The 23,266-nt window shown below is 65.7% G+C and carries 17 protein-coding genes and 2 pseudogenes; 10 read left to right on the forward strand and 9 right to left on the reverse strand.

Annotation, left to right across the window (positions count from 1 at the left end):
- Positions 1-159: 159 nt before the first annotated feature.
- Together DGO_RS18215 and DGO_RS18220 are read right to left on the reverse strand one after the other, a co-directional pair.
- Positions 160-828 carry a hypothetical protein gene (locus tag DGO_RS18215; RefSeq protein ID WP_014686672.1) on the reverse strand — a complete coding sequence of 223 codons (669 nt, stop codon included), beginning with the start codon at positions 826-828 and terminating at the stop codon, positions 160-162.
- 737 nt (positions 829-1,565) lie between these two features.
- Positions 1,566-2,783 (reverse strand): MFS transporter, encoded by a 1,218-nt coding sequence (locus DGO_RS18220; RefSeq protein WP_014686673.1) that lies wholly within the window; start codon positions 2,781-2,783, stop codon positions 1,566-1,568.
- Between the two features lie 73 nt (positions 2,784-2,856).
- Between DGO_RS18220 and DGO_RS23930 the strand changes: the two genes are divergently transcribed.
- Both DGO_RS23930 and DGO_RS18230 read left to right on the forward strand, forming a co-directional pair.
- Positions 2,857-3,483 (forward strand): winged helix-turn-helix domain-containing protein, encoded by a 627-nt coding sequence (locus tag DGO_RS23930; RefSeq protein WP_043804671.1) that lies wholly within the window; start codon positions 2,857-2,859, stop codon positions 3,481-3,483.
- A 256-nt stretch (positions 3,484-3,739) separates the two neighbouring features.
- The gene (locus DGO_RS18230) at positions 3,740-4,192 is read left to right on the forward strand and encodes an SRPBCC domain-containing protein (RefSeq protein WP_014686675.1); all 453 of its coding nucleotides are present in this window, start codon (positions 3,740-3,742) and stop codon (positions 4,190-4,192) included.
- 443 nt (positions 4,193-4,635) lie between these two features.
- Here the strand turns inward: DGO_RS18230 and DGO_RS18235 are convergent, their stop codons facing one another.
- The 6 genes from DGO_RS18235 to DGO_RS18260 form a co-directional block, all read right to left on the reverse strand.
- Positions 4,636-5,463: a pyruvate, water dikinase regulatory protein gene (locus tag DGO_RS18235; RefSeq protein ID WP_043804675.1), complete on the reverse strand. Its 828-nt coding sequence runs from the start codon at positions 5,461-5,463 to the stop codon at positions 4,636-4,638.
- 67 nt (positions 5,464-5,530) lie between these two features.
- Positions 5,531-7,897 (reverse strand): phosphoenolpyruvate synthase, encoded by a 2,367-nt coding sequence (ppsA, locus tag DGO_RS18240; protein WP_014686678.1) that lies wholly within the window; start codon positions 7,895-7,897, stop codon positions 5,531-5,533.
- A 92-nt stretch (positions 7,898-7,989) separates the two neighbouring features.
- Positions 7,990-8,661: a LutC/YkgG family protein gene (locus tag DGO_RS18245; RefSeq protein ID WP_014686679.1), complete on the reverse strand. Its 672-nt coding sequence runs from the start codon at positions 8,659-8,661 to the stop codon at positions 7,990-7,992.
- Positions 8,658-10,061, reverse strand: a complete 1,404-nt coding sequence (locus DGO_RS18250; RefSeq protein WP_014686680.1) for a lactate utilization protein B — start codon at positions 10,059-10,061, stop codon at positions 8,658-8,660. Before DGO_RS18250 ends, DGO_RS18245 begins: the two co-directional genes overlap by 4 nt.
- 71 nt (positions 10,062-10,132) lie before the next feature.
- A complete protein-coding gene (locus DGO_RS18255; RefSeq protein WP_014686681.1) occupies positions 10,133-10,876 on the reverse strand; it encodes a (Fe-S)-binding protein in 744 nt (247 codons plus the stop codon).
- 64 nt (positions 10,877-10,940) lie between these two features.
- Complete coding sequence (locus DGO_RS18260) at positions 10,941-12,647, reverse strand: lactate permease LctP family transporter (RefSeq protein ID WP_043804679.1); 1,707 nt, start codon at positions 12,645-12,647, stop codon at positions 10,941-10,943.
- Between the two features lie 161 nt (positions 12,648-12,808).
- Here DGO_RS18260 and DGO_RS18265 point away from each other — a divergent pair, with 161 nt between their 5' ends.
- Positions 12,809-13,540: a FadR/GntR family transcriptional regulator gene (locus tag DGO_RS18265; RefSeq protein ID WP_014686683.1), complete on the forward strand. Its 732-nt coding sequence runs from the start codon at positions 12,809-12,811 to the stop codon at positions 13,538-13,540.
- Positions 13,541-13,618: 78 nt separating this feature from the next.
- Positions 13,619-14,464 (forward strand): IS5 family transposase, encoded by an 846-nt coding sequence (locus DGO_RS18270; protein WP_014686684.1) that lies wholly within the window; start codon positions 13,619-13,621, stop codon positions 14,462-14,464.
- Between the two features lie 53 nt (positions 14,465-14,517).
- Here DGO_RS18270 and DGO_RS18275 read toward each other — a convergent pair whose 3' ends face one another.
- Positions 14,518-17,007, reverse strand: a complete 2,490-nt coding sequence (locus DGO_RS18275) for a tetratricopeptide repeat protein (protein ID WP_083847414.1) — start codon at positions 17,005-17,007, stop codon at positions 14,518-14,520.
- 131 nt (positions 17,008-17,138) lie between these two features.
- Between DGO_RS18275 and DGO_RS18280 the strand changes: the two genes are divergently transcribed.
- The 6 genes and pseudogenes from DGO_RS18280 (at position 17,139) to DGO_RS18300 (ending at position 23,224) form a co-directional block, all read left to right on the forward strand.
- Entirely contained in the window at positions 17,139-18,950 is a 1,812-nt protein-coding gene (locus tag DGO_RS18280) for a S8 family serine peptidase (RefSeq protein WP_014686686.1), read from the forward strand.
- Between the two features lie 107 nt (positions 18,951-19,057).
- Positions 19,058-19,678 (forward strand): annotated as a pseudogene (locus tag DGO_RS24465) (IS701 family transposase); the annotation flags it as partial.
- Positions 19,679-19,682: 4 nt separating this feature from the next.
- Entirely contained in the window at positions 19,683-19,991 is a 309-nt protein-coding gene (locus DGO_RS21375) for a hypothetical protein (protein WP_193352040.1), read from the forward strand.
- A 121-nt stretch (positions 19,992-20,112) separates the two neighbouring features.
- A pseudogene (locus DGO_RS24470) lies at positions 20,113-20,353 on the forward strand (sulfate ABC transporter ATP-binding protein); the annotation flags it as partial.
- A 350-nt stretch (positions 20,354-20,703) separates the two neighbouring features.
- Entirely contained in the window at positions 20,704-21,762 is a 1,059-nt protein-coding gene (locus DGO_RS18295) for a LacI family DNA-binding transcriptional regulator (protein WP_050920973.1), read from the forward strand.
- A gap of 205 nt (positions 21,763-21,967) precedes the next feature.
- Positions 21,968-23,224 carry an extracellular solute-binding protein gene (locus DGO_RS18300; protein ID WP_014686689.1) on the forward strand — a complete coding sequence of 419 codons (1,257 nt, stop codon included), beginning with the start codon at positions 21,968-21,970 and terminating at the stop codon, positions 23,222-23,224.
- The last annotated feature ends 42 nt before the right edge of the window (positions 23,225-23,266 follow it).

Here is a 23,266-nt window from a genome sequence, read left to right on the forward strand (position 1 = left end):
TCTTAGCAACGTCAACGGGCAAAAAGGGCGCCGATCTTGACTGGGACCTACCGGGAGTAGCAGAACATGAGATCAGCACCGTCGCCTGAGGTTCAGAGGGGGCTGGATTGAGGTCTGGGGATCTTTCATCCCTGTGTACCTGGCCCGTAGAAGCCAGCCTTATTTCAGTTCAGGGGCCAGACCCAGCAGAAGCGTATAGTCGCTCGTTCCAGGTCCTGGCGCTGCCTGCTGATGGAATCGTTGCCAGACCGCGGCCAGTTCACCTTTGAGTACCTGCGCCTGCAGGGGTGTGAGCGCCAGGGTTGTCCAGGAACTCCACACACTCAGGTCGACGGTCTCCTGGGTGGTCACATCTGGTGGGGGGGTAAGGCTGAAGTCGACGCTTTCCCGACTAAGGGTCACGCCGCCTCTGTGCAGGGCGTGGGGGGCACCCCGATGACCGGCGAGTACCACCTGCCGCATGAACGTCTCCAATAAGGGCCCGTGCATCTGAAGCAGAAGGTCGTCCAGAGTGGCGTACCCGCTCGTCTCGAAGGGGAGGAAAAGGCGTGGGTGCACAGCCTTAAAGCGCAGACGGCCTCGTCCAGTGGAAATGGTGAGCGGGGTGAGCAACTCCCACTGCACCAATCGTTGCACGTGGTATCGCAAGGTGGTCCGCTTCAGGTCGAGGCGTGTGGCAGCTTCGTGCAGGTCGAGGGGTTCCTGCAAGAAGATCATGTAATAAGGCCGAGTCGTTGGATTCAGCAGGAAGCGAGTGGCAGCCGCGTCACGCACCCAGAACCAGTCATTGGCGTCTGGGGTGAACAGAGAGTTGGCCCGGCGCATCATCTTGCGACGGAGGATACAGGAACCTGAATCAGCGTACAGACCTCTAACCGCTGTCAGGAACGCCCTCCTGGGAGCAGGAGCGCTGGCCCCCTATGCTTGGAACTCATGCCAGCTCGATCCATCAATCAGACCCCACTTAGGGCCGGGTAAGACCAACGTCACTCAACCGCGGGCATGGATAATGTTTCCGCCTGGTCGCCTGAAGCAGGAGGCCCCACTGGGCGTCCGCCAAGAGGGTCCAGCACGTCGCGGTATCCCAGTCATCTTCGTTGAAGAAGCGACTGAGGACACTGGCGCTGACGAGCTCGGCTTGGTGAAGCACCGTTTTCACGTCTGGATTGAGAAAAAGAGAGAACGCAGCCCCGAGGCTGTGCTGCTGGGAGATGGCGGGAGGGATGGCGAAGACGCGGTCTGTCAGGAGGTGTGGCGGTCGCTGTTCTCGGCGATATGAATCTCCCCAAAGGCCCGCCTGGAGGTCAGGGCCGACCAGTCCGCGGCGCCGCAACGGCGGTCCACCCTGTCGAGCGCGGCCGAGGTATCGATGTCGATCAGGGCGAGCAGCTGCTGAAGGTCGTGGGGAGCGTCACGGGCTGATGTCTGCTCTGTTCTTCGCCGATCTGATGTGTCTAAGACGTGCTTTTCATATGTTCCGAACGGATAGAACCGCCCATGCCCCGGAGGGCTGGGCGGGTGGCGCTGTCAGGACGCACTTGGACAGATCGGCCGGTTTAAGACGTTCAAACCAGAGCGCCCCGCTCCTGCACGCTCCCTCCCGTCCGCATGGCCCACAGCCAGACCAACCCCCCAAGGCCTTGCGCCAGAGCCGCTCCCCCAAACCACAGCGCCAGAGGCAGGCGATCCAGCCATGGGGAAACCAGCAGGAGACTCAGCGGCATCCCCACACTCGAGACCATCCCCAGCACGCTGAAGACCCGGCCCAGGAAGTGCCGAGGCACCAGCTGCTGTAACAGCGTCTGGAAAGGAATGTTGCCCAGCCCGAATCCGACGCCCAGCCCGACCGCGCTCGGCCAGAGCACGCCAGTCACAGGAGATGACCACATCACTGCGTAGGTTCCGGCCGTCAGCAGCAGTCCGACTGCGATGATCTTCTGCGGAGCGAAACGGTTGCCTACGGTCGCCAGCAGCATCCCCGCAAACAGCATGCCCAGACTCTCCAGGGCCAGAAAGGTGGCATATCCGGTGGCCTGGGCTCCCAGATGGTCGAAGAGCTTGGGGAGGATGGCGGTGACGGGTGCCAGACTGGCATTGAGCAACAGAGCGACGACCGGCGTCAGGATGAGCATGCGGGAGCGGCTCATCAGCTGTATCCCGCCGCGCAGGTCACCCCAGAAATCGAGGGGCGCTTCCCGAGACTCGATTTGCCGGGGCAGTCGCACCCAGCCCATCAAGGCCGCCATGAGGAGGAAACTCAGTCCGTCGCCGATGATGGCCACTGCAGGCGACCACTGGGCCACGATCCAACCCCCGGAGAGCGTCCCCAGGAGCCAGGCCCCCCGACTGGCACTGCCCAGCAGTCCATTGGCGCGGGCCAGGGCTTCGGGGGCCACCAGGGTGGGGACGGCTGCGCCGCTCGCCGGACTCGCGAAGGTTCCAGCCAGTCCCGTCAACAGGGCCGCCCCATTGACCACCCAGAGGGGTACGTCTCCCCAGGCCAGCCCCAGACCGCCCACGGCCAACTGCAGCGCGCCGCGCAGGAGATCGGCACCGATCAGGGGCCACTTCAGAGGAAAACGGTCGACGAGGACACCGGCCAAAGGCATGAGCAGGTTGGGGATCAGCGTGCAGGCCAGGGTCAGGGCCATCTGCTGGGCAGAGCCCGTCTGGTGGAGCACGAGGAAGCTCAGGGCGAGGCCCGCCAGGGCTGTGCCGAACTGAGACTGCGCCGCGCCGACGAGCCAGATGATGAAGCTGCGGTTCCAGAGCGGTGAGGTCATGGTGTCAGTGTGGGAAGGGAGCTCCCGGAAGAACCAGCCGCTTTTTCAGGTTGCGCGTTTCTAGACTGTGGGCATGACCGTGCACCAGGTGGCTTCCGCGGGGCAGGCGATCCTGCTGCTCCAGCCCGAACTCCGACCGCTCCTTCAGTACCTCATGCAGGAAGCGCGGAGTGCGGGGGAAGTGGCCCGTGAGCTGGGGGTACCGCTGGCCCGGGCGTCGTATCTTCTGGGAAAACTCCAGCGGGAGGAGATCGCGGTCGTCGAACGGGTGGAGGCCCGCTCGGGGCGGCCCGTCAAACGGTACCGGGTCTTCCCGACATGGTTCATCCCGTACGAGGTGACCGCGGCGGAAACGCTCGAGAGTTTCTGGGCGGCGCAGTTGGGACCGCGCATGAACGAGATCGCCGGATTCGCGGCCCGTCAGTTGCAGGAGCGTCACCCCGTCTGGGGATTCTGGCTCTCTCAAGGGGAGGTCTACAGCAATCTGGAGGTGGGGGACCGGCGGGGACCGGCCCGAGACCTTCTGGAGGGAGACGAGCCCCTGATGCTCACCGTTGGGGCCATGCAGCTGGCGGAGCCGCAGGCACGGATGTTGAAACGGCGACTGTTGGACTTGTTCACGGAGGCCGCGTCCTGGGAGACGGGTGGCGCGACCGAGTACACGCTCAGTCTGATTCTGGTCCGGGGCAGCGTCGAGTGAGGCAGGCCTGGCCCCGGAAGCGGTTCAGGCGGCGTTCACGGCCCGGCTCCAGCCGCTGACCCGGAGGTTGTAGGCCTGGGCCTTGCTCGTAGGCGGCGGGCCTCGTTGAAGTGCCCGACTTGAGCGGCGGCCAGGGCTTCTTCGGGGGCCTGTGTCCACTGCTTGCGCCGACCGAGCGAGCTTCGGGTCAAGGCCAATACCCAAGGGAGTTCGCGGAGGTTCTGAGAGCCCGCTCCTCCCCGCTATACTGCCCTGCATGCCCCGCGCCGCCCGCGCCGAGATCACGCTTCAGGCTCCTCTGGAACGGGTCTTCGAACTGCTGGTGGACTTCAGCGCCTATGGGCGCTGGAATCCCTTCGTGGTGGACGTCACGGGAGCCAGTCGCGCAGCCGAGGGCGTGCAGATGCGCTTCAGGCTGCGCTGGCGCGAGGGCCGGTATATCCATTCCGACGAACAGGTCACGCGCGTGCAAGCGCCTGCCGAGGGCGAGGCGCTGGTCGCCTGGCGGTACGACAGTCCGTTGGCTCGCTGGGGACTCCTACGCTCAGAGCGGGTGCAGACCCTGAGGTACCTGCCGAACGGCCACACGGCCTACACCACCGAGGAGATCTTTCACGGCCCGGCTGCTGCGTTCGTCCCCGTGGAGTGGGTGCAGGCAGGATTCGAAGCCCAAGCGCGGTCCATGCAAGAGGCCCTGTCGTCCTCCTGAAGGCCCATTGGTATCGCCCTGGGGGCGCAGCGCAGTGATTTTACCCCTGGTTTCGGAACCAGTCGGATGGAATGGGATCCGTTATGCGTGTTCGCATCTCTTGATCGAAGCACTACGTGTAGGGCGCGCATAAGATCTCTCCAGCGGCCCTCGGCAGGACTTTAGTGCTCTGGGGCAACTGTAGCCAGACAGCGCACTCCACGCATGATGACGATCTACTCGTGGGGGACGACAGTCATCTGACGAAGCCCTATCCGGCGAGCATCAGAGAGATGAAATGCCGGAAACGGCTCAAGATAGACCGGGAACTGTACGTATAGAGGAATCCTTCGCTCTGCTCTAAGTGGGGCGACGATCAAGAGCATGTCTGCCGACGGTAGACAATCCACGCCAAAAGCAGTCTCAGCGCCTCAACCGCTGGTCCGGCACGGACGCAACCACCCTCAGACCCGGCGGATCTGGGACAGGATGCCCGCCGCGATCTCCTCGACACTTGCACTGGTCGTGTCACGTACGGGGAGCCCGAGTCGCCGGAAGAGACGCTCGGCACGCGACACTTCGTACTCGCACTGTTCCAGGCTGGCGTAGCGGCTGCCCGCCTTCCGCTGGGTGCGGATCATATGCAGCCGCCGAGGATCAATGGTCAGGCCGTAGGCCTTGGCCTGATGGCCCACCAGTGGCAGGGGAAAGGCCTCCTGTTCGAAGTCGTCCTCCGCCAGTGGATAGTTGCTGGCGCGCACGCCGTGTTGTAGGGCCAGAAACAGGCTGGTGGGGGTCTTTCCGGCGCGGCTGACCCCGAGAAGGATCACGTCGGCCAGGCCATACTGACGGCTGCCCAGGCCGTCGTCGGTGGCGAGGGCGAAGTCGAGCGCGTCCATACGGGCCAGGTAGGAGGTCTGGTCGTGCATGTCGTGGTGGCGACCCACGCTGCGCGCCGCCTGCTCGCCGAACTCCTGTTCCAGCGCGGCCAGCCCGGACCCCAGCAGGTCGAACAGCAGGGCGGGGGCGGTCTGCAACTCGCTCAGCACGGACGGGTCCGTGACCGTCGTAAATACGACTGGGCGCGGGCCGCTGGCCACCAGTGCAGCGATCTCCCCCACCACCTCGCGGGCGGCCCCGACCGTGCCGATGAAGGGTCGCTGGAGATACCTCGGAGATTGGGCGGGAAAGTGCGCCAGCAGGGCGCGGGCGGCGTTCTCGGCGGTCAGGCCGGTATGGTCCGACACGATCAGCACGGGACGCTCTGAGCAAAGGGGGGCTTTGTCACGCACGGGGGTCTCCTTATCCTGGTGGGGATGGGGGGGCCGGGTATGTGCCCTCCCCGCCCCCCCGAGCCGATCAGCCTGCCGGGAGCGTGTCCTGAGCCAGGTGCAGCCAGGTCGAGACGACGGAATCGGGATTGAGACTGACCGAGTCGATGCCCTGGTCCATCAGCCACCGGGCCAGCGCCGGGTGATCCGACGGTCCCTGGCCGCAGATTCCCACGTACTTCCCGGCCGCCTTGGCCGCCCCGATCGCCTGACGCATCAGTGTCAGCACCGCCTCGTTCTGCTCGTCGAACAACTCCGCCACCAGTCCCGAATCCCGGTCCAGCGCCAGCGTCAGCTGCGTCAGATCGTTCGACCCGATCGAAAACCCGTCAAAATGTTCGAGGAACTGCTCGGCCAGGATCGCGTTGCTCGGCACCTCGCACATCATGATGATCTTCAGCCCGTTGTCTCCCCGCCTTAGACCGTTGCGCTCCAGCAGGGTCATCACTGCGCGCGCCTCCTCCACTGTCCGCACGAACGGCACCATCACCTGAACATTCGTGAGTCCCAACTCCTCACGCACTGCCCGGATGGCCGCGCATTCCAGCGCGAACGCCGCCGCGAACTCAGGCGAGCGGTAGCGTGACGCCCCCCGGAACCCGATCATCGGGTTCTCCTCGTGCGGCTCGTAGAGCCGTCCACCGATCAGGTGTGCGTACTCGTTGCTCTTGAAATCGCTCAGGCGCACGATCACCGGCTTGGGCGCGAAGGCCGCCGCGATGTTCGCCACCCCCTCGATCAGCTTCTCCGTGAAAAACGCCTGGGGTGTCGCGTAGCCCGCGGTCGCCTCCGCGATCTGCGTACGCACGTCCTCCGGCAATTCGGGAAAGTCCAGCAGTGCGCGCGGATGAATCCCGATCTTGTTCGAGCAGATGAACTCCACGCGGGCCAGTCCCACCCCCTCATTGGGCAACGCGGCAAAGGAAAAGGCGCGGTCTGGCGACGCGACGTTCATCATGATCTTCAGGGGCACGTCCGGCATCGCGTCCAGTTCGACGCGGCTGACCTCGACCGGCAGGTGACCCGCATACACGAAACCCGTGTCGCCCTCGGCGCAGGATACGGTGACCGCCTGCCCGGTCGTCAGGACCCGCGTGGCGTCGCCGCTGCCGACCACCGCCGGAATACCCAGCTCGCGGGCGATGATCGCCGCGTGACAGGTGCGTCCCCCCCGATTGGTCACGATGGCCGAGGCCCGTTTCATGACCGGTTCCCAGTCGGGATCGGTCATATCGGCCACCAATACGTCGCCGTCCTGCACCTGGGCCATCTGCGTCAGGTCGTGGACCACGCGCACGGTGCCCACCCCGACGCGGCTGCCCACGGCCCGGCCCTCGACGAGGACCTCACTGCGCCCGCGCAGCTCGAAGCGTTCGAGGACGCGCCCACTGCGGCTCTGCACCGTCTCGGGCCGGGCCTGCAGGATGTAGATCTGACCGTCGCGCCCGTCCTGGCCCCATTCGATGTCCATCGGGCGACCATAGTGCCGCTCAATCACGACGCACTGGCGCGCGAGTTCGTTGAGCTGCGTGTCCGGCAGGCAGAACGCCCGGCGTTGCGCCTCGGGCACGTCCACCGTCTCGACGCCGCCGCCCGGGGCGTAGATCATCTTGCGGGCCTTGCTGCCCAGCGTGCGCCGCAGCACGGTGCGCCGCCCGGCCACCAGGGCAGGCTTGTAGACCAGGAACTCGTCAGGGTTGACCGCACCCTGCACGACCAGTTCGCCCAGGCCATAGGCCGCCGTGACCAGCACGGCGTCGCGGTAGCCGCTCTCGGTGTCGAGCGTGAAGGCCACCCCGCTGACCCCGAGGTCGGTGCGGACCATTCGCTGGACGCCCGCCGACAGGGCCACCTGGGCGTGGTCGAACTGGTGGTGGACGCGGTAGGAGATGGCGCGGTCGTTGTACAGCGAGGCGAACACCAGGCGGACATGCCGGAGCACGTCTGCCAGCCCCCGAACATTGAGGAAGGTCTCCTGCTGCCCGGCAAAGGAAGCTTCGGGGAGGTCTTCGGCGGTGGCGCTCGACCGCACGGCGACGTCCGGCTCCAGACCCGCAGCGTCGGCGGTCATCTGCGCGTAGGCGTCACCGATGGCGGTCTCCAGTTCGGCCGGGAGCGTGCCCGCCTCGACCCAGCCGCGGATCTCCCGCCCGGCGGCGGCGAGGGCCACCACGTCGGCGACGTCGAGGGCCGCGAGACGGGCATTGATCTGTTCCTCGATGTGGTTGTGGGCCAGGAACAGCCGGAAAGCGTCGGCGGTGGTCGCGAAGCCTCCCGGCACCCGTACCCCCGCGCCCGTCAGCCCCTGGATCATCTCGCCGATCGAGGCGTTCTTGCCGCCCACCACTTCCACGTCCGTCATCCTGAGTGTCTGAAACCAGCGGATCATCTCCATCTCCGTATCCCCTCCCGTGATCCGGCCTCACTTGGCCGCGTGTTCGTCCTGATGCTCGCTGTCCCGCCCTTTTCCCGGCGTGTCTGCCTGCGCTAGTCGCCGACCAGCACGACGTGCAGCCGGCGTGGGCCGTGAACGCCTTCGACGCGAACGAGTTCAATGTCGCTGGTCGCGCTCCCACCACTGATCCAGGTCAGTGGCCGCCCTTCCCGCACACTGGCGGCCACGCGCGCCAGCGCTTGAGGGACCGTCTGTACGAGCTGATCCTCACGCACCACACAGACATGCAGGTCGGGAATCAGGGAAAGGGCCCGGCGGCCCTGGTCGGGACCATGGTCGAGAATGAGGGTGCCCGTCTCGCTCACGGCGACCGCGCAGCCCGTCAGGACCGCCTCAATACTGTCGAGTTCGGCGTGCGTCAGCGCCGGCCCGTCGCGCACGACCTCGGCACTTCCGCCTTCCAGCCAGGCCGCCGGGAGGCCAGAAGGCACCACGACCCGGCGCACAGCGCCCAGGGCTGCCGCCACCGCCTGCGCGGCCCCGCTCGCGGGCACCCGCGTCAGCGCCGCCTTGTAGTCCAGAATCCGGTCCTCGAACTGATGCAGCACCTCGGCCTGCGATTGCGGGGCCGACACCGGGTAGGGGGGCAGGGGTGGACGCTCCGCGCCAGCCACCGCGCGGTTGATGAGGGTGAGCATCTCCAGCCGGGCCTGCGCAGTCGATACCGGCGTGCTGGAAGGCGTGGGGAGAGTTCCGGTCGTCATACGCGCTCCTTGGACTCGGAAGAGGTGTCGGCTTCGCCACTGGCCGCCGCAGGTTCCTGACCGCGCCGCTTCCACCACTCCCGGAAGCCCTCCTTCGGCAGGGGTTGGAGGTCACGGGACTGGGTCCAGCCGCCCAACAGGCCGGGCAGCGACGTGATCGCGTCGCCGCGCACGAGAGGCCCCTGGCCGACCCGCGCGAGTTTCAGCGCGCCCTCGAAGCGCCAGCCCTCGGCCATCACGAACTTCATGCCCTTCATGGCGAGCGCCTCGGCGGTCAGGCCCTTTTGCACGTTGGCTTCGGAGCGCAGGTAGATGAGTACCTGCGGAATGTTGATCTTGACCGGGCACACGTCGTAGCACGCCCCACACAGGCTAGACGCGCCGGGCAGCGTGTTCGCGTTCTTGTCGTACATGCCGAGCAGTTGCGGCGTCAGGATCGCCCCGATGGGACCGGGATACACCGAGCCGTAGGCGTGACCGCCCGCGCGCTCATAGACCGGACAGACGTTCAGGCAGGCCGAGCAGCGGATACAGCGCAGGGTCTGCCGCCCAAACTCGTCGGCCAGGACATTCGTGCGCCCATTGTCGAGCAGGATGAGATGGAACTCCTGCGGACCGTCTCCGGGCGTCACCCCCGTCCAGAAGGAGTTGTAGGGATTCATGCGCTCGGCAGTGCTCGACCGGGGCAGCAGCTCCATGAACACCGAGAGGTCCTCGACCTTCTCCAGCACCTTCTCGATGCCCATGATGCTGACCAGCACCTCCGGCAGTGTCACGCACATGCGCCCGTTGCCCTCGGATTCCACCACGCAGACCGTCCCGGTCTCGGCGACCGCAAAGTTCACGCCCGACACGGCCATCTTCGTCGTCAGGAATTTCTGACGCAGGTAACGCCGCGCCGCGCCCGCGAGCGCCGCCGGGTCGTCGGACAGCTGGCCCTCGCCGGGGAGCTCGGTATTGAACAGCTCCTGGATTTCTGCCCGGTTGCGGTGGATCGCCGGGACGAGAATGTGGCTGGGGCTGTCCTTGGAGAGCTGCACGATCAGTTCCGCGAGGTCGGTTTCGACCGCGTGGATGCCGCGCTCTTCGAGCGCCAGATTGAGTTCGATCTCGTCGGAGGTGATGGACTTGACCTTGATCAGCTCGGTCACGGCGTGCTGCTCGGCGATCAGGGCGACGAGGTCGCGGGCCTCGCGGGCGTCACGCGCCCAGTGGACCTGACCGCCGCGCGCCTGTACGCTGCGCTCCAGTTGCAGCAGGCGGTCCGGGAGGTCGGCGAGCGTGTCGTCCTTAAGGGCGGCCCCGAGGTCGCGCAGCTGCTCCCAGTGCGGCATCTCCCCCACCACGTTCGCCCGCTTGGCACGGATGGCCCCGGTGACGTTGCGCAGGTTGGCCCGCATCTGTGCCCGGCCCACCTGCTCGTGCGCCGCGACCGGAAACGGCTCGGCGGGATGCAGGCCTCCGTGGCCGCTCACGCGTACACCTCCTGCTCGGTGCTCGCCAGGATCTCGGCGAGGTGGACGGTACGGGTGCCGCTGCGCAGGCGGCTCAGGCCGCCGCCGATGTGCAGCAGGCAGGAGTTGTCCCCGGCGGTGCAGGCCTCCGCCCCGGTGTCGAGGATATGCCGGGTCTTGTCGGTGAGCATGGCCGCGCTCACGTCGGGATTCTTGACGGCGAAGGTGCCGCCGAAGCCGCAGCATTCCTCGGCGCCGGCCAGTTCCAGCAGGGTCATGCCCCGGACCTGGCGCAGCAGCCGCAGCGGCGCGTCCCCGACCCGCAGGCCGCGCATGGCGTGGCAGGTGGGGTGGTAAGTGACGCGGTGCGGGTAGTACGCGCCCACATCGGTGACGCCGAGCCTGTTCACCAGAAATTCGGAGAGTTCGAAGACGCGCGGGGCGAGGGCCTCCATCTCGCGCAGCAGCGCCTCGTCGCCGGCCCACTGGGCAGCCTGCGGGTACAGTTCGCGCACCATCGCGGCGCACGAGCCGCTGGGCATCACCACGACCTCCGCGTCGCGGAAATCGCCCACGAACTTGCGCGCCAGGTCGAGGGCATCGTCACGGTAGCCGGTGTTCAGGTGCATCTGCCCACAGCAGGTCTGGCGGGGGTTGAAGCCGACGGTATGGCCCAGGCGCTCGAGCAGCCGGACGGTGGCCTGGCCGGTCTGGGGAAAGAGGGCGTCGTTCACGCAGGTCAGGAACAGGTCGATATGCATGGCGGTCCTTTCGGGAAGGCGTGCGGAAGGCCACGGAGGACCTTCCCTGCGCGCGAAGAGGGCTTCAGGGCTGGGGCAGCATGCCGGGCACGGCGTAGGCCTGGAGGTAGGTGATCACCATGATGACCGCCAGGAAGCCCAGGCTCTTCTTGACGGTGAACCGCAGCAGCTCGCTCTCGCGCCCGACCAGGCCTACGGCGGCGCAGGCGACGGCGATGCTCTGAGGCGAGATCATCTTGCCGGTGACGCCCCCGGTGGTGTTGGCTGCGACCATCAGCGCCGGGTTTACGCCCACCTGCTGCGCGGTCACCTGCTGGAGGTTGCTGAACAGCGCGTTCGATGAGGTGTCCGAGCCGGTCAGGAAGACGCCCAGCCAGCCCAGCACCGGCGAGAACAGTGGAAACAGGTGGCCCGTCTGCGCGAGGGCCAGGGCCATCGTGGCGCTCTGGCCCGAGTAGTTGGCGATGTAGGCGAAGCCCAGGACGAACATGATGGTCAGCACCGGGTAGAACAGTTCGCGCAGGGTCTCCACGAAGGTCCGTGCGCCCTCCCTGACCTTCATGCCCAGCACGGCCATGCTGACCAGCGCCGCGAGGAAGATGCCCGTGCCTGTGGCCGAAAGCCAATCGAGCTTGTAGCTGGCCGCGTAGGGTGTGGGCTCGGCGACGATGGGCGCGACCTTCACGACCTGGTTGTGCAGGTTGGGCACGTCCCAGTGCGTGACCGTCCAGGCGAGGGGGCCGGGGGCCTTGAGGTCGAACAGGCCCTTGAAGGCGGGCAGGCTCCAGATCACGACGAACAGGGTCAGCAGCAGGAAGGGTGACCACGCCTTGAAGACGCTGCCCGCGCTCAGGGCCGGGGCCACCGGGCGGTACGCCGCGCCTACCGTCTGCGGTACCGGGATGGGCTGGATGACGCTGGGCTTCCAGACCTTCAGGAAGGCGGCGGTGGCGACCAGGCTGACGAGCGCCGAGGTGATATCGGGCAGCTCCGGCCCGAGGAAGTTGGAAGTGAAGAACTGCGTGACGGCGAAGCTGAGGCCGGCGACGAGCAGGGCAGGCCACAGCTCACGCACCCCGCGCAGCCCGGCCTTTGCACCGCCCTTGCCCGAATCCATCAGGAACACCATGAAGAACGGCACGAACATGGCCAGCAGCGGCAACTGCCGACCGGCGATCTGCCCGATGGTATGCGCCGGAATGCCGGTGAGGCTGCCGGCCACCGTGATCGGAATGCCCAAGGCGCCGAAGGCGACGGGCGCGGTGTTGGCGATCAGGCACAGGCCAGCCGCGTAGAGGGGGTTGAGGCCCAGCCCGACCAGCAGCGCCGCTGTGATTGCCACGGGCGCACCGAAGCCCGCCGCCCCTTCCAGAAATGCGCCGAAGCAAAAGCCGATCAGTACGACCAGAAGCCGCTGGTCCTCGGTGATATTCAGCACCGACTGGCGGATGACCTCGAACTGCCCGGTCTTCACCGTGACCTTGTAGAGAAAGACGGCGGCGATGATGATCCAAGCGATGGGCCACAGCCCGTAGCCGAAGCCGTAGAGGGTGGCCCACACCGCTTTGGCCAGGGGCATGCCGTAGGCGAATACCGCCACGAGAAAGGCCAGCAATACAGTCACCGCCCCGGCTACGTAGCCTTTCAGTCGCAGGCCCACCAGAGCGACGAAAAAGAACACGACCGGAATGAGCGCGACCAGGGTCGACAGCCAAATGCTGCCTCCAACCGGCGCGTAATTCTGGGTCCACACTGACGCAACTTGTTCCACGGCCTCTCCTCTGCGGCCAGTGCCGCGGTTCCATCCAGATTGTCGTTGTCCTCTCACTCTATAATTCAGTAGTTCAGAAAGTCAATTGTTCAGAACAACTGTTGAACTGAGTGTAAGAGGATCCAAACGTGGTGGCGCAGAAGGGGCTACCCTGGGCAGTCATGTCCGCTCGCCCTACCCCCACCATCCGGCCCCTCCAGAAACGTCTGTCGGTCGGTGCTGATATCGCCGCACAGCTTCAGGGCCTCATCAACGACGGCACTTTCAAACCCGGCGACCGGCTCCCGGGGCAGCGGGAACTGGCCCAACAGTTTGGCGCGAGCCTCGCCGGAGTCCGCGAGGCGATCAGTGTGCTGACGGCGGCAGGGCTGGTCGATGCCCGCCCCGGACGCGGCACGGTCGTGAGCAGCGTGGGTGGGGCGAATCCCACCTTCGACGGCTGGCTGGGCGCGGTAGGCGACGAGCAGGAATTCGGTGAACTGATGCAGGCCCGGCAGATGCTCGAGGCCTTCACCATCGCCGAGTCCGCTGCGCGCGCGACGCCCGAGCAGGTTGCCCGGCTGCGAGACGCCCTCCAGACCATGCGCGCCGAGTTGCAGGCCCCCGAAAGCTATGCCGAGGCGGACATGCAGTTCCATCTGCTGCTGGCCGAGACGGCGGGCAACCGTGTGGTCACACGCCTGATGCGGGTCATCCAGCGCCCACTGATGGAGCAGTTGCGCCGCAGCATCGCCCACCTGCACGCCACCGGACAACTCGGCGAGAATCTCGTCCGCCATGAGCGCATCGTGGACGGCATCGAGCGTCACGACCCCCAGGCCGCGCAGCGGAGCTTCGGCGAGATGCTCAGCGGGGCGCTCGACTTCTCGGAGCAGCCGACCGAGCGGCTTTAAAGTGCGTCTGAAAAACGTGCTGGCGCAGGTTTACCCTGCATCCACAAAGGTGGACGATTGGGTTGAGGTGATGCGCCCATGTCCCGGTGTGCTTATCCCAACGATCTGACGGACGCCGAGTGGCACGTTCTTTTCCCGCTCCTTCCTCCAGAAACCCCAGTAGGTCGCCCACGAAAATGGTCGTTTCGAGAGATCCTAGACGGTATTTTCTACGTCCTGCGCGGCGGCATTGCTTGGCGAGCGATGCCTCATGATTTGCCTCCGTGGCAGACGGTCTATCACTATCACCGTCTTTGGCGACTCCAGGGCGTCTGGGAGGCACTCCACACGATCCTTCGGGAGATGGTCCGTCAGCGAGAGGGTCGCGCAGCGACCCCCAGCGCCGCGATCATCGACAGCCAATCCGTCAGGACCACGGAAGCTGGTGGGCCTCGCGGATACGATGGGGGCAAGAAAGTCAGTGGCCGGAAACGTCACCTACTCGTCGACACTTTGGGGCTCGTCATGGCGATCAAGGTCCACGAGGCGGACATCCAGGATCGCACTGGTGCAATTCTTCTCCTGCGGGATCTCCCCAATGTCTTTCCTCGGATGGGGCACCTGTGGGCGGATGCGGGGTACACCGGGAAGCTCGCTGGAGAGATCAAGACGCATCTGGGCTGGACCATGGAGATCGTCAAACATCCCTGGTCGGGTTGGCAGGGCACCTGGGCACCAAAAGATGCACCTCCACGGCACGTGGAGGTACCAAAAGGATTTGTCGTCCTGAAGCGCCGTTGGGTGGTGGAGCGGACGTTCGCCTGGCTGGGGAAATCCAGACGTATGGCAAGGGACGACGAAGCCCTGGTCGAAACCGCTGAGAACCTCGTGTACGAAGTCATGATCCGGTTGATGGTACGTCGGTTGGCAAAGTCCCCTCCCTGAGCCTTTTCAGACGCACTTTAGTCGCAAAGTGACAGGCCAAAGCTGACAAGCCATTAGGTCTCACCTCCTTCACGGGTGAGCGGTTCCAGCTCGGCTTGCAGTGACTCAAGCCGCCACCGCTCCTGTTGGGCGCTTTCGGGATCGCCCTGATGCATATGCCAGTCGGCCAGTTGCGCGCGGGCTTCCAAGTGCAGGGGATCGGCCGAGATGAGGGCACGCAGGGCATCACGCCGCGCCAAGCTCTGTGGGGGCTGCACCTCGGCGTGGACCTGTAGGGCGTCATGGATCAGGCGACTGGCATATTCGGCCTCCTCTCCAAGTTCAGCAGCGAGGTCTGTCAACACAGCAGGCACCCCGGCGCGCCCCAGCAGCTCCGCGAGGCGCTCAGGGTCGCGCGTTTTAAGTGCAACTTGCAATTCCCTCAGATCGCTGTGAACCGCGAAGGCCAACGTCAGGCGGCCGCGTGCACTGCTCACCAGGTTCACCCCGAAGGTGCTGCGCAGGTGATAGATGGCCGTCTGAAGGCTCGCCAGAGGATTCTTGGCATCAGGCCAGAACCGCTCGGCGAGTTGCTCCCTTGGCAGCGAGCGTCCTGAGAGCGCGAGCGCCACCAGCAGGGCCGCACTCTTGCGAGCGGGCAGATCGCCTGCCCCCCAGGTACGCCCAGCATGCGACAGGCGGAGCGGTCCCAGCACCTGGAGCCGCAATGGGAGCAGTGCCCGATCAGCGTCGTCGCGCAGCACGCCCAGCAGGTGATGGGCTGCCGGACTATCCAGCAAGGGCCGGTAGCCATGGGTATGGATAAGGTCCAGGGCTGCCGTCAGATCCGTCGGAGCCGCGCGGTACAGCAGCGCCGTCGCCAACTCCAGCCGTGCGTCCTCGCGGCGGGAAGCTTCCACGACCTCGTCGAGCGGCGCCATACCCTGGAGCGCCTCTTCCAGTGCAGCCCGCAGTCCCAGGCTCCGCGCCGCATTCAGGGCCCGCCCGGCCGCCTCCACATCCCCGAGTTCACGGCAGGCGCGCGCCAACAGCAGTGCGGCTTCGGCGTGTAGGGTGGGGTTGGCCTCCCCAATACCTTCGAGCAGGCGACGGGCCTCGGTAGGCTGCCCGGCCTGGAGGAACAGCAGGGCATGGATCCGTGTAGCCCAGCCGCTCAGGTCGTCCGCCGCCAGGATGTCCACCTGCGCGCGTTGGAGTTCGGCGCGGGCCTGGGCTGTCTCGCCCAGCAGCGCATACGTCTCTGCGAGATTGATGTGGGTCAGCGCCGTGTCCTGCGGAGGGGCCTGCGCCAGAAGATGCAGCACCTGAATGTATGGGCCCTGAGCCTCCTGAAGCAGGCCGCGCCCGAACTGGAGGTTGCCCAGCGTTTCGAGGCTGCGGACCTCGCGTCGCAGATCCCCGGCTCCCCGGAAAGCGGCGACCGCGTGGGCGAGGGCGACCTCCGCCTCGGCGTGGCGGCCAAGCTGGATGAGTAAGGTGGCGCGGTTGTGTTCGGCCTCACCGCCGATGAGGCCGCCCGTCTGTGCCGCCTCCGCAAAATCCTCCAGTGCGCTGTCCGGCTGACCCTGGAGGGCACGCACTACCCCACGCGCATTCAGGGCCAGCGGCCGCGTGGCGGACGACAACCCTGGCAGCGCACGGGTGTAGAGTGCCCCGGCCCGCTCCGGATCCCGCGAGGCCCGCGCCAGCAGACCGGCGAGGTACAGCCCGGCCGGCTGTTCGCGCCAATGGGGCGGCACTGGGTGCAAGGCCTCACGCAGGGCGTCTGCGCCCGTCCCCACACGGCTTTCCTGCGCGAGCAGGTCCAGATACGCTTCCCAGAGCTGGGCTTCACGCAGGGCGTCCAGGGCCTCTCCCACATGACCTGCGCTTGAGAGCGCTGCCGCCACCTGCGCCGAGAGGGTCACGTCAAGCGCGGGCACGAGCAGGCGGCGCAGCAGGGCAGGCACCCGCCAGCCCCCCGGTGCGGGCCACAACCAGCCGCCATCTGCCAGGGTCGCCAAAGCCGCGCCATCTACCCCCAGAAGGGCCTGCACTGGGGGCGTCACGAGGGGAGTCCGGGCCAGCTGAGCGTAGTTGTCCTGTTCTACATCCGGCAGCAGGGGGGCCAGAGCGGCCTGGAGCTGCGGGTGCGCGGCCCAGTCCCCGGCTGCACGGCCCGCCAGACCGCGCACCGGGTCCAGCGCCGCCGGCCAGCCGCTCGACTGGGCGAAGGTGACACGCCCCCAGTCGGAGTCGCCCAGGGCGGCGGCCCATTCGCCCGCGTCCAGCAGCAGCTCGTCGCCTGAGAGGATCAAGACCTTGGCGGCATGCCCTGCTCCGGCGGCCCAGGCCTGCACCTCGCTGCGGTACCGGGGCCACCAGACCCAGCCGCGCGTGCCATGTACCGGAGCCGCGCGTGTGGGGCGCCAGCCACGCGCCTGTGCCCAGGCCAGGAGCTCTGGCTGCCCCGCACCGACCTCGACGGGGGCCACGATTCCGGCCCACGGCCCGTTGCCTGATCCTTCCAGACGTTGCCGTAACCGCTGGGACACCTCGGACATGGTGGGCAGTATAGGAAGCTGAGCGGCGGACACATGAGCCTGCACGGAAGGTCTGCGGTTTTGCGGTTTTTTTGAGAAGACTCTGGTGGAATGAGTCCACGCCAAAGTTCACGCTCCGGAGGGTTCCCCCCATGAAAAAGACACTGCCTGCCCTGACGCTTCTCTCTGCCCTTCTCGCCGGCTGCGGCCAGGGCCCCGTGCCTGTCCAGGCCGCCAGCGATCCCCGCGGAGGTTTCATGGCCCTGAGTGCGAGCACCGGCGCCTCCGAGTGCAACGCACTGTACGCCACCGCACCCAGCAGCGTGCAAGTGGACAGTTCCATGCGCTACGGACAGGTAGGTACCCTGATCCTGTCCTTTGCCGACGACGCCAGCAAGGGCCGCGCTGTGACGTGGATGGACTCGGCGCTGCCGGTAGACCTGGGCCAGGGACTCGGAGCCTTCGAGAACCTGCCGATGGTTGCGCTGCGTACCCTGATCACCCCCGAACTGATCGCAACCCTGGAAACCCATCTGCCAGGCTTGGAGTCGGTGTACCAGGACGCCCCGCTGCACTACCTGCTGGCAGAGAGCGTGAAGTTCATCGGGGCCGATACGGCGCGCAATACCTATGGTGTGAGCGGCAAGGGCGTAGGCGTGGCAGTGATCGACTCGGGCATTGACGGCACCCACCCCGACCTGACTCACGTCGCCAAGAACGTGAAGCTGGTGGGACCGCTGACCGACTCACCTGCAGGCGGCTACCTGTACCTGGATCTGCCTAACACCGACACCAGCAGTGGTCACGGCACCCATGTCGCCAGCACCATCGGCGGCAGTGGCGCAGCCTCAGCGGGCAGCCGTATGAGGCGCGGCGTGGCTCCCGGCGCGACGCTGGTCGGCGTGGGGGCAGGCGACGGCCTGAGCATCCTGTACGCCCTCCAAGGCTTCGATTACGTCATGAAGCCCGAAGTGCGCGAGACCTACAACGTCCGTGTCATCAGCAACTCCTGGGGATCAAGTGGCGAATTCGCGCCCTACAACCCCATCAGCCTCGCCGCCAAGCGCGCCTACGACGCGGGTATCGTCGTGGCCTTCGCCGCAGGCAACGAGGGGCCGGGGGCCAACACCCTCAATCCCTACTCGGCCAGCCCCTGCGTCATCAGCGTGGCGGCGGGCGATAAGAAGGGATACCTGGCGAGCTTTAGCAGCCGGGGCCGCGTGGGCGACGCGCTCGTGCACCCCGACGTGACAGCCCCGGGCGTAGCCATCAGCGCTGCGCGCGCCCTGACCGGCGCGGCCGCCACGACCGTGCCCGATACCGACAACCCCCGTTACTCCTCAATCAGTGGCACCAGCATGGCGACCCCGCACATCAGTGGCGTGGTGGCGCTCATGCTGGAGGCCAACCCCAAATTGAACCTCGACAGCGTACTGTCCATCTTCAAGAAGACCAGCCGCGCCATGTATTACACCCAGACAGCCGACAACGGCTTGGACCCTGACCAGGTGACGGTCAAGCGCCGCGAGCTGTGGGAGGTCGGCTTCGGTTATGTGGACGCCAATGCCGCCGTGCGCGAGGCGGTACGCTTGAACCCTACCCGCTTCTCAGTACAGACGTCCACGCTGCCGGGCTGGACCGGCACGGTCGCCACAAGCGCCTGCGCGCCTGTCGCCAACTGCGTGACCACCGCCCAGGATAGCCACACACTGAATGTACCCGGCGGAGCCAGCGTTCTGCGTGTCGCTACCGAGTGGGGCAATCCCGCTTATGACCTTGACTTAGAGATCTATGATCCTGCCGGCCGCTTGGTCGGATCGAGTACGCAAGGGACGAGCACCGGTGAGGCAGTCAGCATTCCCAACCCGGTGACCGGCCAGTGGCGTGTGGTTCTCAAGGGTTTCCTCAACCCGGCTACAACCTACATGGGCAGTGCCGAGGTGGACCAGATCGTCCGTAAGTAAATCCAGGTCATCAGATTCATACAGGCCTGCGTAGAGTTGGTACCTTGGACTCAGAAGTTGCACCTGCACAGGACGAAAAAAGCACTCTCAGACGCAAGAGTCTGGGAGTGTCAACGTCTCAGCCTCTCTGGGAGCGCGCCCGCATTCTGACGGACCGCCTGCTCGCCGTTCCTGCTACGCTCTATCAGCAACGTAGCCTTGGGGCTGCGTTCTGTCTGTTTCTCAATCCAGACATCAGGACGGTCCTCCACCAAGTGGAGTCCATCAGTGCCAGTGCCCTCAGTCGCTTCTTCAACGAATACAACTGGGATATCACCGCGTGCTGAACCCTCTTGGGGGACGCCCAGTGGGCTCTCCTCTTCCAGGCAGCCAAACGTAAACATCGTCCCTGCTGGCAGCTGAGTGTCGATCTCACCAGCGTCCCGAAAACGGGACGCCAGCTGCCGTTCGTTCGTGTCTACAACGGAGTCCACGGTATCCAGCTCGTGAACCTCTTCGTGCACTACGGGACCTTAAAGTTTCCAGTGGGGTACCGGGTCTACCGCGGCAAAGGGACACCCACACCCGTCACACTGGCCCGTGACCTCCTGCGCATCATGCCGGATACCATTCGCACCCGGAACCGGGTGTGCGTCCTCGCCGATCGTGAATTCGAGGCGGCCGCCTTTCTGGTCGAGGTTGACCGCGGCGGAAACGCTCGAGAGTTTCTGGTCGGCGCAGTTGGGACCGCGCATGAACGAGATCGCCGGATTCGCGGCCCGTCAGTTGCAGGAGCGTCACCCCGTCTGGGGATTCTGGCTCTCTCAAGGGGAGGTCTACAGCAATCTGGAGGTGGGGGACCGGCGGGGACCGGCCCGAGACCTTCTGGAGGGAGACGAGCCCCTGATGCTCACCGTTGGGACCATGCAGCTGGCGGAGCCGCAGGCACGGATGTTGAAACGGCGACTGTTGGACTTGTTCACGGAGGCCGCGTCCTGGGAGACGGGTGGCGCGACCAAGTACACGCTCAGTCTGATTCTGGTCCGGGGCAGCGTCGAGTGAGGCAGGCCTGGCCCCGGAAGCAGTTCAGGCGGCGTTCACGGCCCGGCTCCAGCCGCTGACCCGGAGGTTGTAGGCGTGGGCCTTACTCGTAGGCGGCGGGCGTCTCAGCGCGCTGGAGCTTCTGGGCTGTACCCTGGCGGTCGAGCCACACGTACTGCTGCTCAATGGAGCCCTTCGGGGCACTAGACACGGCGGTGCGCCAGGAACTTCGCGACTGGCTGCGCCAACTCCACGACGAGATCCATCTCACCAGTGTCTTCGTGACCCATGATCAGGAAGACACGATTTCCATCGCCGACCGTGTGCTGGTGTTCAACGCCGGGCGCATTGAGCAGGGGCGCCCGAGTGAACGACACGATGAGGTCAGTCCTCGACGCCGTGCCGGGGAGGTCGCTCATCCGCTCTCCCCTTCGCCAGTCTTCGCTCCATCTGCCTTCCACAGCGCCACAGTCCCCTACGCCTGCGAAGCAACCCAAGAGCCACGCCGTAGGGCTCTCCCCAGGGCCAGCACCAGGAAGGCCGTGCCGATCAGAGCCGCCGCCACCTCAAGGCTCTTTTTGCCTGGATTCTTGGCAGTCTTTAGGCGCCGGACCGTCACTCGTCTGTTCGGCGTGGCATTATCCAGACCGCCTCGCGCGGCCCATGCCCGCCGCGTGAGCGGCGCAGGCAGTGAGGTCTTGTGTTGAAGAGAAAAGCAGTCACCATTAAGGACGTGGCCTCCCACGCAGGGATTTCCTTCCAGACGGTGTCTCTGGTCCTGAACCATCCGGAGCGGGTCAACGAGAAGACCCGGTCCAGGGTCACGGCCTCCATGCAGGAACTGGGGTTCGTGCCCAACCTGGCCGCACGGCAACTCAAGAAGATGCCGAGCAACACTGTCGCCTGCGTGATCCTGACCTCCTCGGGGCGGCCGCTGGAGCACGGCCGGGTCATGCTCCAGGACACTTGGCAGCATTCGGTCCTTACCGCCTTCGCGTACATCGCCGACCGGCACGGCTTCGGCATGCTTCAGCAGAGCGCGTCACCTGAGGAGGTCGTGGAGACCATCCAGCGCATCTATCAGGAGGGGCGGGTGGACGGGATCATCCTGCCCACCCCCATTGACGATGAAGACGTTCTGCTGCGGCTACACGAGCAGGGTATTCCGCTGGTGATATTCGGCAACATCGCGTCACGGCTGCATTACGTGACCCAGGATGACCGGGGCGCGGCCCGGAACGTGGTGCGCCAGCTTCTGGCGCGCGGGTGCCGTCGCCTCGGCTTCGTGCGAGGCGTCGGGGAGACGCTGATCTACTCGGCCGGGCGCGAGCGGTACCTAGGCTACCTGGAGGGGCTGCGCGAGCACGGTCTGGCCCATCAGGACCGCTGGACCGCCACCGGCAACATGAGTCTGGTCAGCGGCCACCGCGCAGCGCACGACCTCTTCGGAGACTTTTCGCCGCAGCACGCCGGGGACTTTCCGGACGCACTGATCATCGCCAACGACCGCATGGCTATTGGAGCCCTACGCGGCCTGTACGAGTTGGGGGTGCGGATTCCGCAGGATGTGAGCGTCGTGGGCTTCGACAATTTCGAGTACGACCGCTATACCATTCCCACCCTCAGCAGCGTCGAGGGGCCGACGATGGAGATGGCTGAATTCGCCTTCAAGACCCTACTCGACCTGACAATCAGCAAACATACCGCTCCTAAATTGATTCAGAAGGTGTTCGGCACCGAGCTGATCTTCAGGGACAGTGTCCGCGCCGCTCCAGTGCAGTGGCCAGAGTAAGTCGGGCCGAGCTTCGCGCCGCCCCCGTACGCCTTCTGATCCCTCGTCAGTCCAGTCCTCTTCTCGTTTACTTTTTGGAACGTTTCGGATTTTTAACGGCAAGGCTTGGGAAATAATCTTTCGCTTTGTTCGGAAAGTTCCGCCCACACCCTCTCGTCAAATTTTAGAACGTTTCGGATATTCACCATCGTTCTGGAGCCTGCTTATGAAACAAACCCTCCTTATTCTGACCGCCGCCCTCAGCCTGCCGTTCGCCGCCGCCCAGACGGGTACGCTGGCCCCTGCGTTTGGTGACACCCTGAACCTGAAAACGCCCCTGAACGTCCGTGATCTGAACCGCGACACTTTTTACAAGGTGATCGTGCCCCTCGCCAGGAAAGAAGGCAGCCTGACCCTCTACAACTTCGCCGCATCCTTCCCGCCGCTGTGGAAGGAAGTCGTGATTCCCCGGTTCCAGCAGAAATACGGCATCAAAGTCAACTTTTACGACACCACCTCCGATGTGGCCGACCAGCAACTCGTGGCCGCCCATAGGGCTGGGCAGAGCGCTCCCACCGACGTGTACTTCGCTCCTGGCGGCAAGGCCGGGTTCTACAAGGCAAGCGGCGTGCTGGCGAATCTGCCCCTCTACGCCCTGCTGCCCGAGGCCCGGCTGTACCAGAAAGCGGCGGCGACCTCGGCCGTCGGCGTGCAGCACGGCGGCTCGTTCATGCCCTTTCACCGCAACCAGACGGCCATCGCCTACAACAGCGCCCTTGTCAAGGCGGCCGACGTGCCCCGGACCTTCCCGGCCCTGCTGGCCTGGGCCAAGAAGAATCCCGGCAAGCTGGCGATCACCTCCGCCCTCAAGGGCGGCTCGGGTGGGGGCTTTGCGATGTCGGCCGCAAGCGCCCTGATGGGGGCAAGCTGCAAGGCCCAGTTCATGGACCAGAGCGTAACGGCCGACGCCGCCGCGCAGTGGGTCAAGACCAGCGGATGCCTGAACAGCACCTGGACGTATCTGAAAGCCATCAACGGCCTATCGGAAGTCACCAACGGCAACAACGACACCTATAACCTGATCGCCAACAATGCCGCCTCGATGGGCACTGTCTGGGAGGACGGCGTGTACACCTACGTGCAACGCCGGCAGTTGCCCGACAGCGTGCGCCTGACCCTGCTGAGCCCCGGCGAGGTGGGCGGCGGCGACGGCCTGTTCGTAACGGCCGACGCGCCACACCCCGCCGCGGCCATGCTGTTCATCGACTTCGCCCTGAGCGCCGATATCCAGACCTGGAAGCTGGAAAACATGGCTTCCCGCTCGGTACGCCTGGGCATCGGATCGGACAAGATTACCGGCAAGAATGCTCAGAACCTGCTGCCCGGCAACCTCTACCCCAAATTCTCGCTGTCCTGGCCCGCCGACGCGATGCAGGTCGCCTTCCGTGACGCTTACGCCGCCCAGGTGCTGGGCGGGCGGTGAGTGCTGCAGGTGGAACTGGCCCCTCCCCTTTGGTCTGGAGAA

It is taken from the genome of Deinococcus gobiensis I-0 (genome assembly GCF_000252445.1).
Taxonomy (GTDB): Bacteria; Deinococcota; Deinococci; order Deinococcales; family Deinococcaceae; genus Deinococcus; species Deinococcus gobiensis.

What these genes read in the sequence shown, in the direction of transcription:
- DGO_RS18230 (WP_014686675.1), top strand. Translation starts at nt 3,740, where the DNA reads ATGCCCCGCGCCGCCCGCGCCGAGATCACGCTTCAGGCTCCTCTGGAA.
- DGO_RS18275 (WP_083847414.1), bottom strand. Translation starts at nt 17,007, where the DNA reads ATGTCCGAGGTGTCCCAGCGGTTACGGCAACGTCTGGAAGGATCAGGC.
- DGO_RS18280 (WP_014686686.1), top strand. Translation starts at nt 17,139, where the DNA reads ATGAAAAAGACACTGCCTGCCCTGACGCTTCTCTCTGCCCTTCTCGCC.
- DGO_RS18270 (WP_014686684.1), top strand. Translation starts at nt 13,619, where the DNA reads ATGTCCCGGTGTGCTTATCCCAACGATCTGACGGACGCCGAGTGGCAC.
- ppsA (WP_014686678.1), bottom strand. Translation starts at nt 7,897, where the DNA reads ATGGAGATGATCCGCTGGTTTCAGACACTCAGGATGACGGACGTGGAA.
- DGO_RS18250 (WP_014686680.1), bottom strand. Translation starts at nt 10,061, where the DNA reads ATGCGGGCCAACCTGCGCAACGTCACCGGGGCCATCCGTGCCAAGCGG.
- DGO_RS21375 (WP_193352040.1), top strand. Translation starts at nt 19,683, where the DNA reads ATGAACGAGATCGCCGGATTCGCGGCCCGTCAGTTGCAGGAGCGTCAC.
- DGO_RS18245 (WP_014686679.1), bottom strand. Translation starts at nt 8,661, where the DNA reads ATGACGACCGGAACTCTCCCCACGCCTTCCAGCACGCCGGTATCGACT.
- DGO_RS23930 (WP_043804671.1), top strand. Translation starts at nt 2,857, where the DNA reads ATGACCGTGCACCAGGTGGCTTCCGCGGGGCAGGCGATCCTGCTGCTC.
- DGO_RS18300 (WP_014686689.1), top strand. Translation starts at nt 21,968, where the DNA reads ATGAAACAAACCCTCCTTATTCTGACCGCCGCCCTCAGCCTGCCGTTC.
- DGO_RS18215 (WP_014686672.1), bottom strand. Translation starts at nt 828, where the DNA reads ATGATGCGCCGGGCCAACTCTCTGTTCACCCCAGACGCCAATGACTGG.
- DGO_RS18220 (WP_014686673.1), bottom strand. Translation starts at nt 2,783, where the DNA reads ATGACCTCACCGCTCTGGAACCGCAGCTTCATCATCTGGCTCGTCGGC.
- DGO_RS18265 (WP_014686683.1), top strand. Translation starts at nt 12,809, where the DNA reads ATGTCCGCTCGCCCTACCCCCACCATCCGGCCCCTCCAGAAACGTCTG.
- DGO_RS18255 (WP_014686681.1), bottom strand. Translation starts at nt 10,876, where the DNA reads ATGCATATCGACCTGTTCCTGACCTGCGTGAACGACGCCCTCTTTCCC.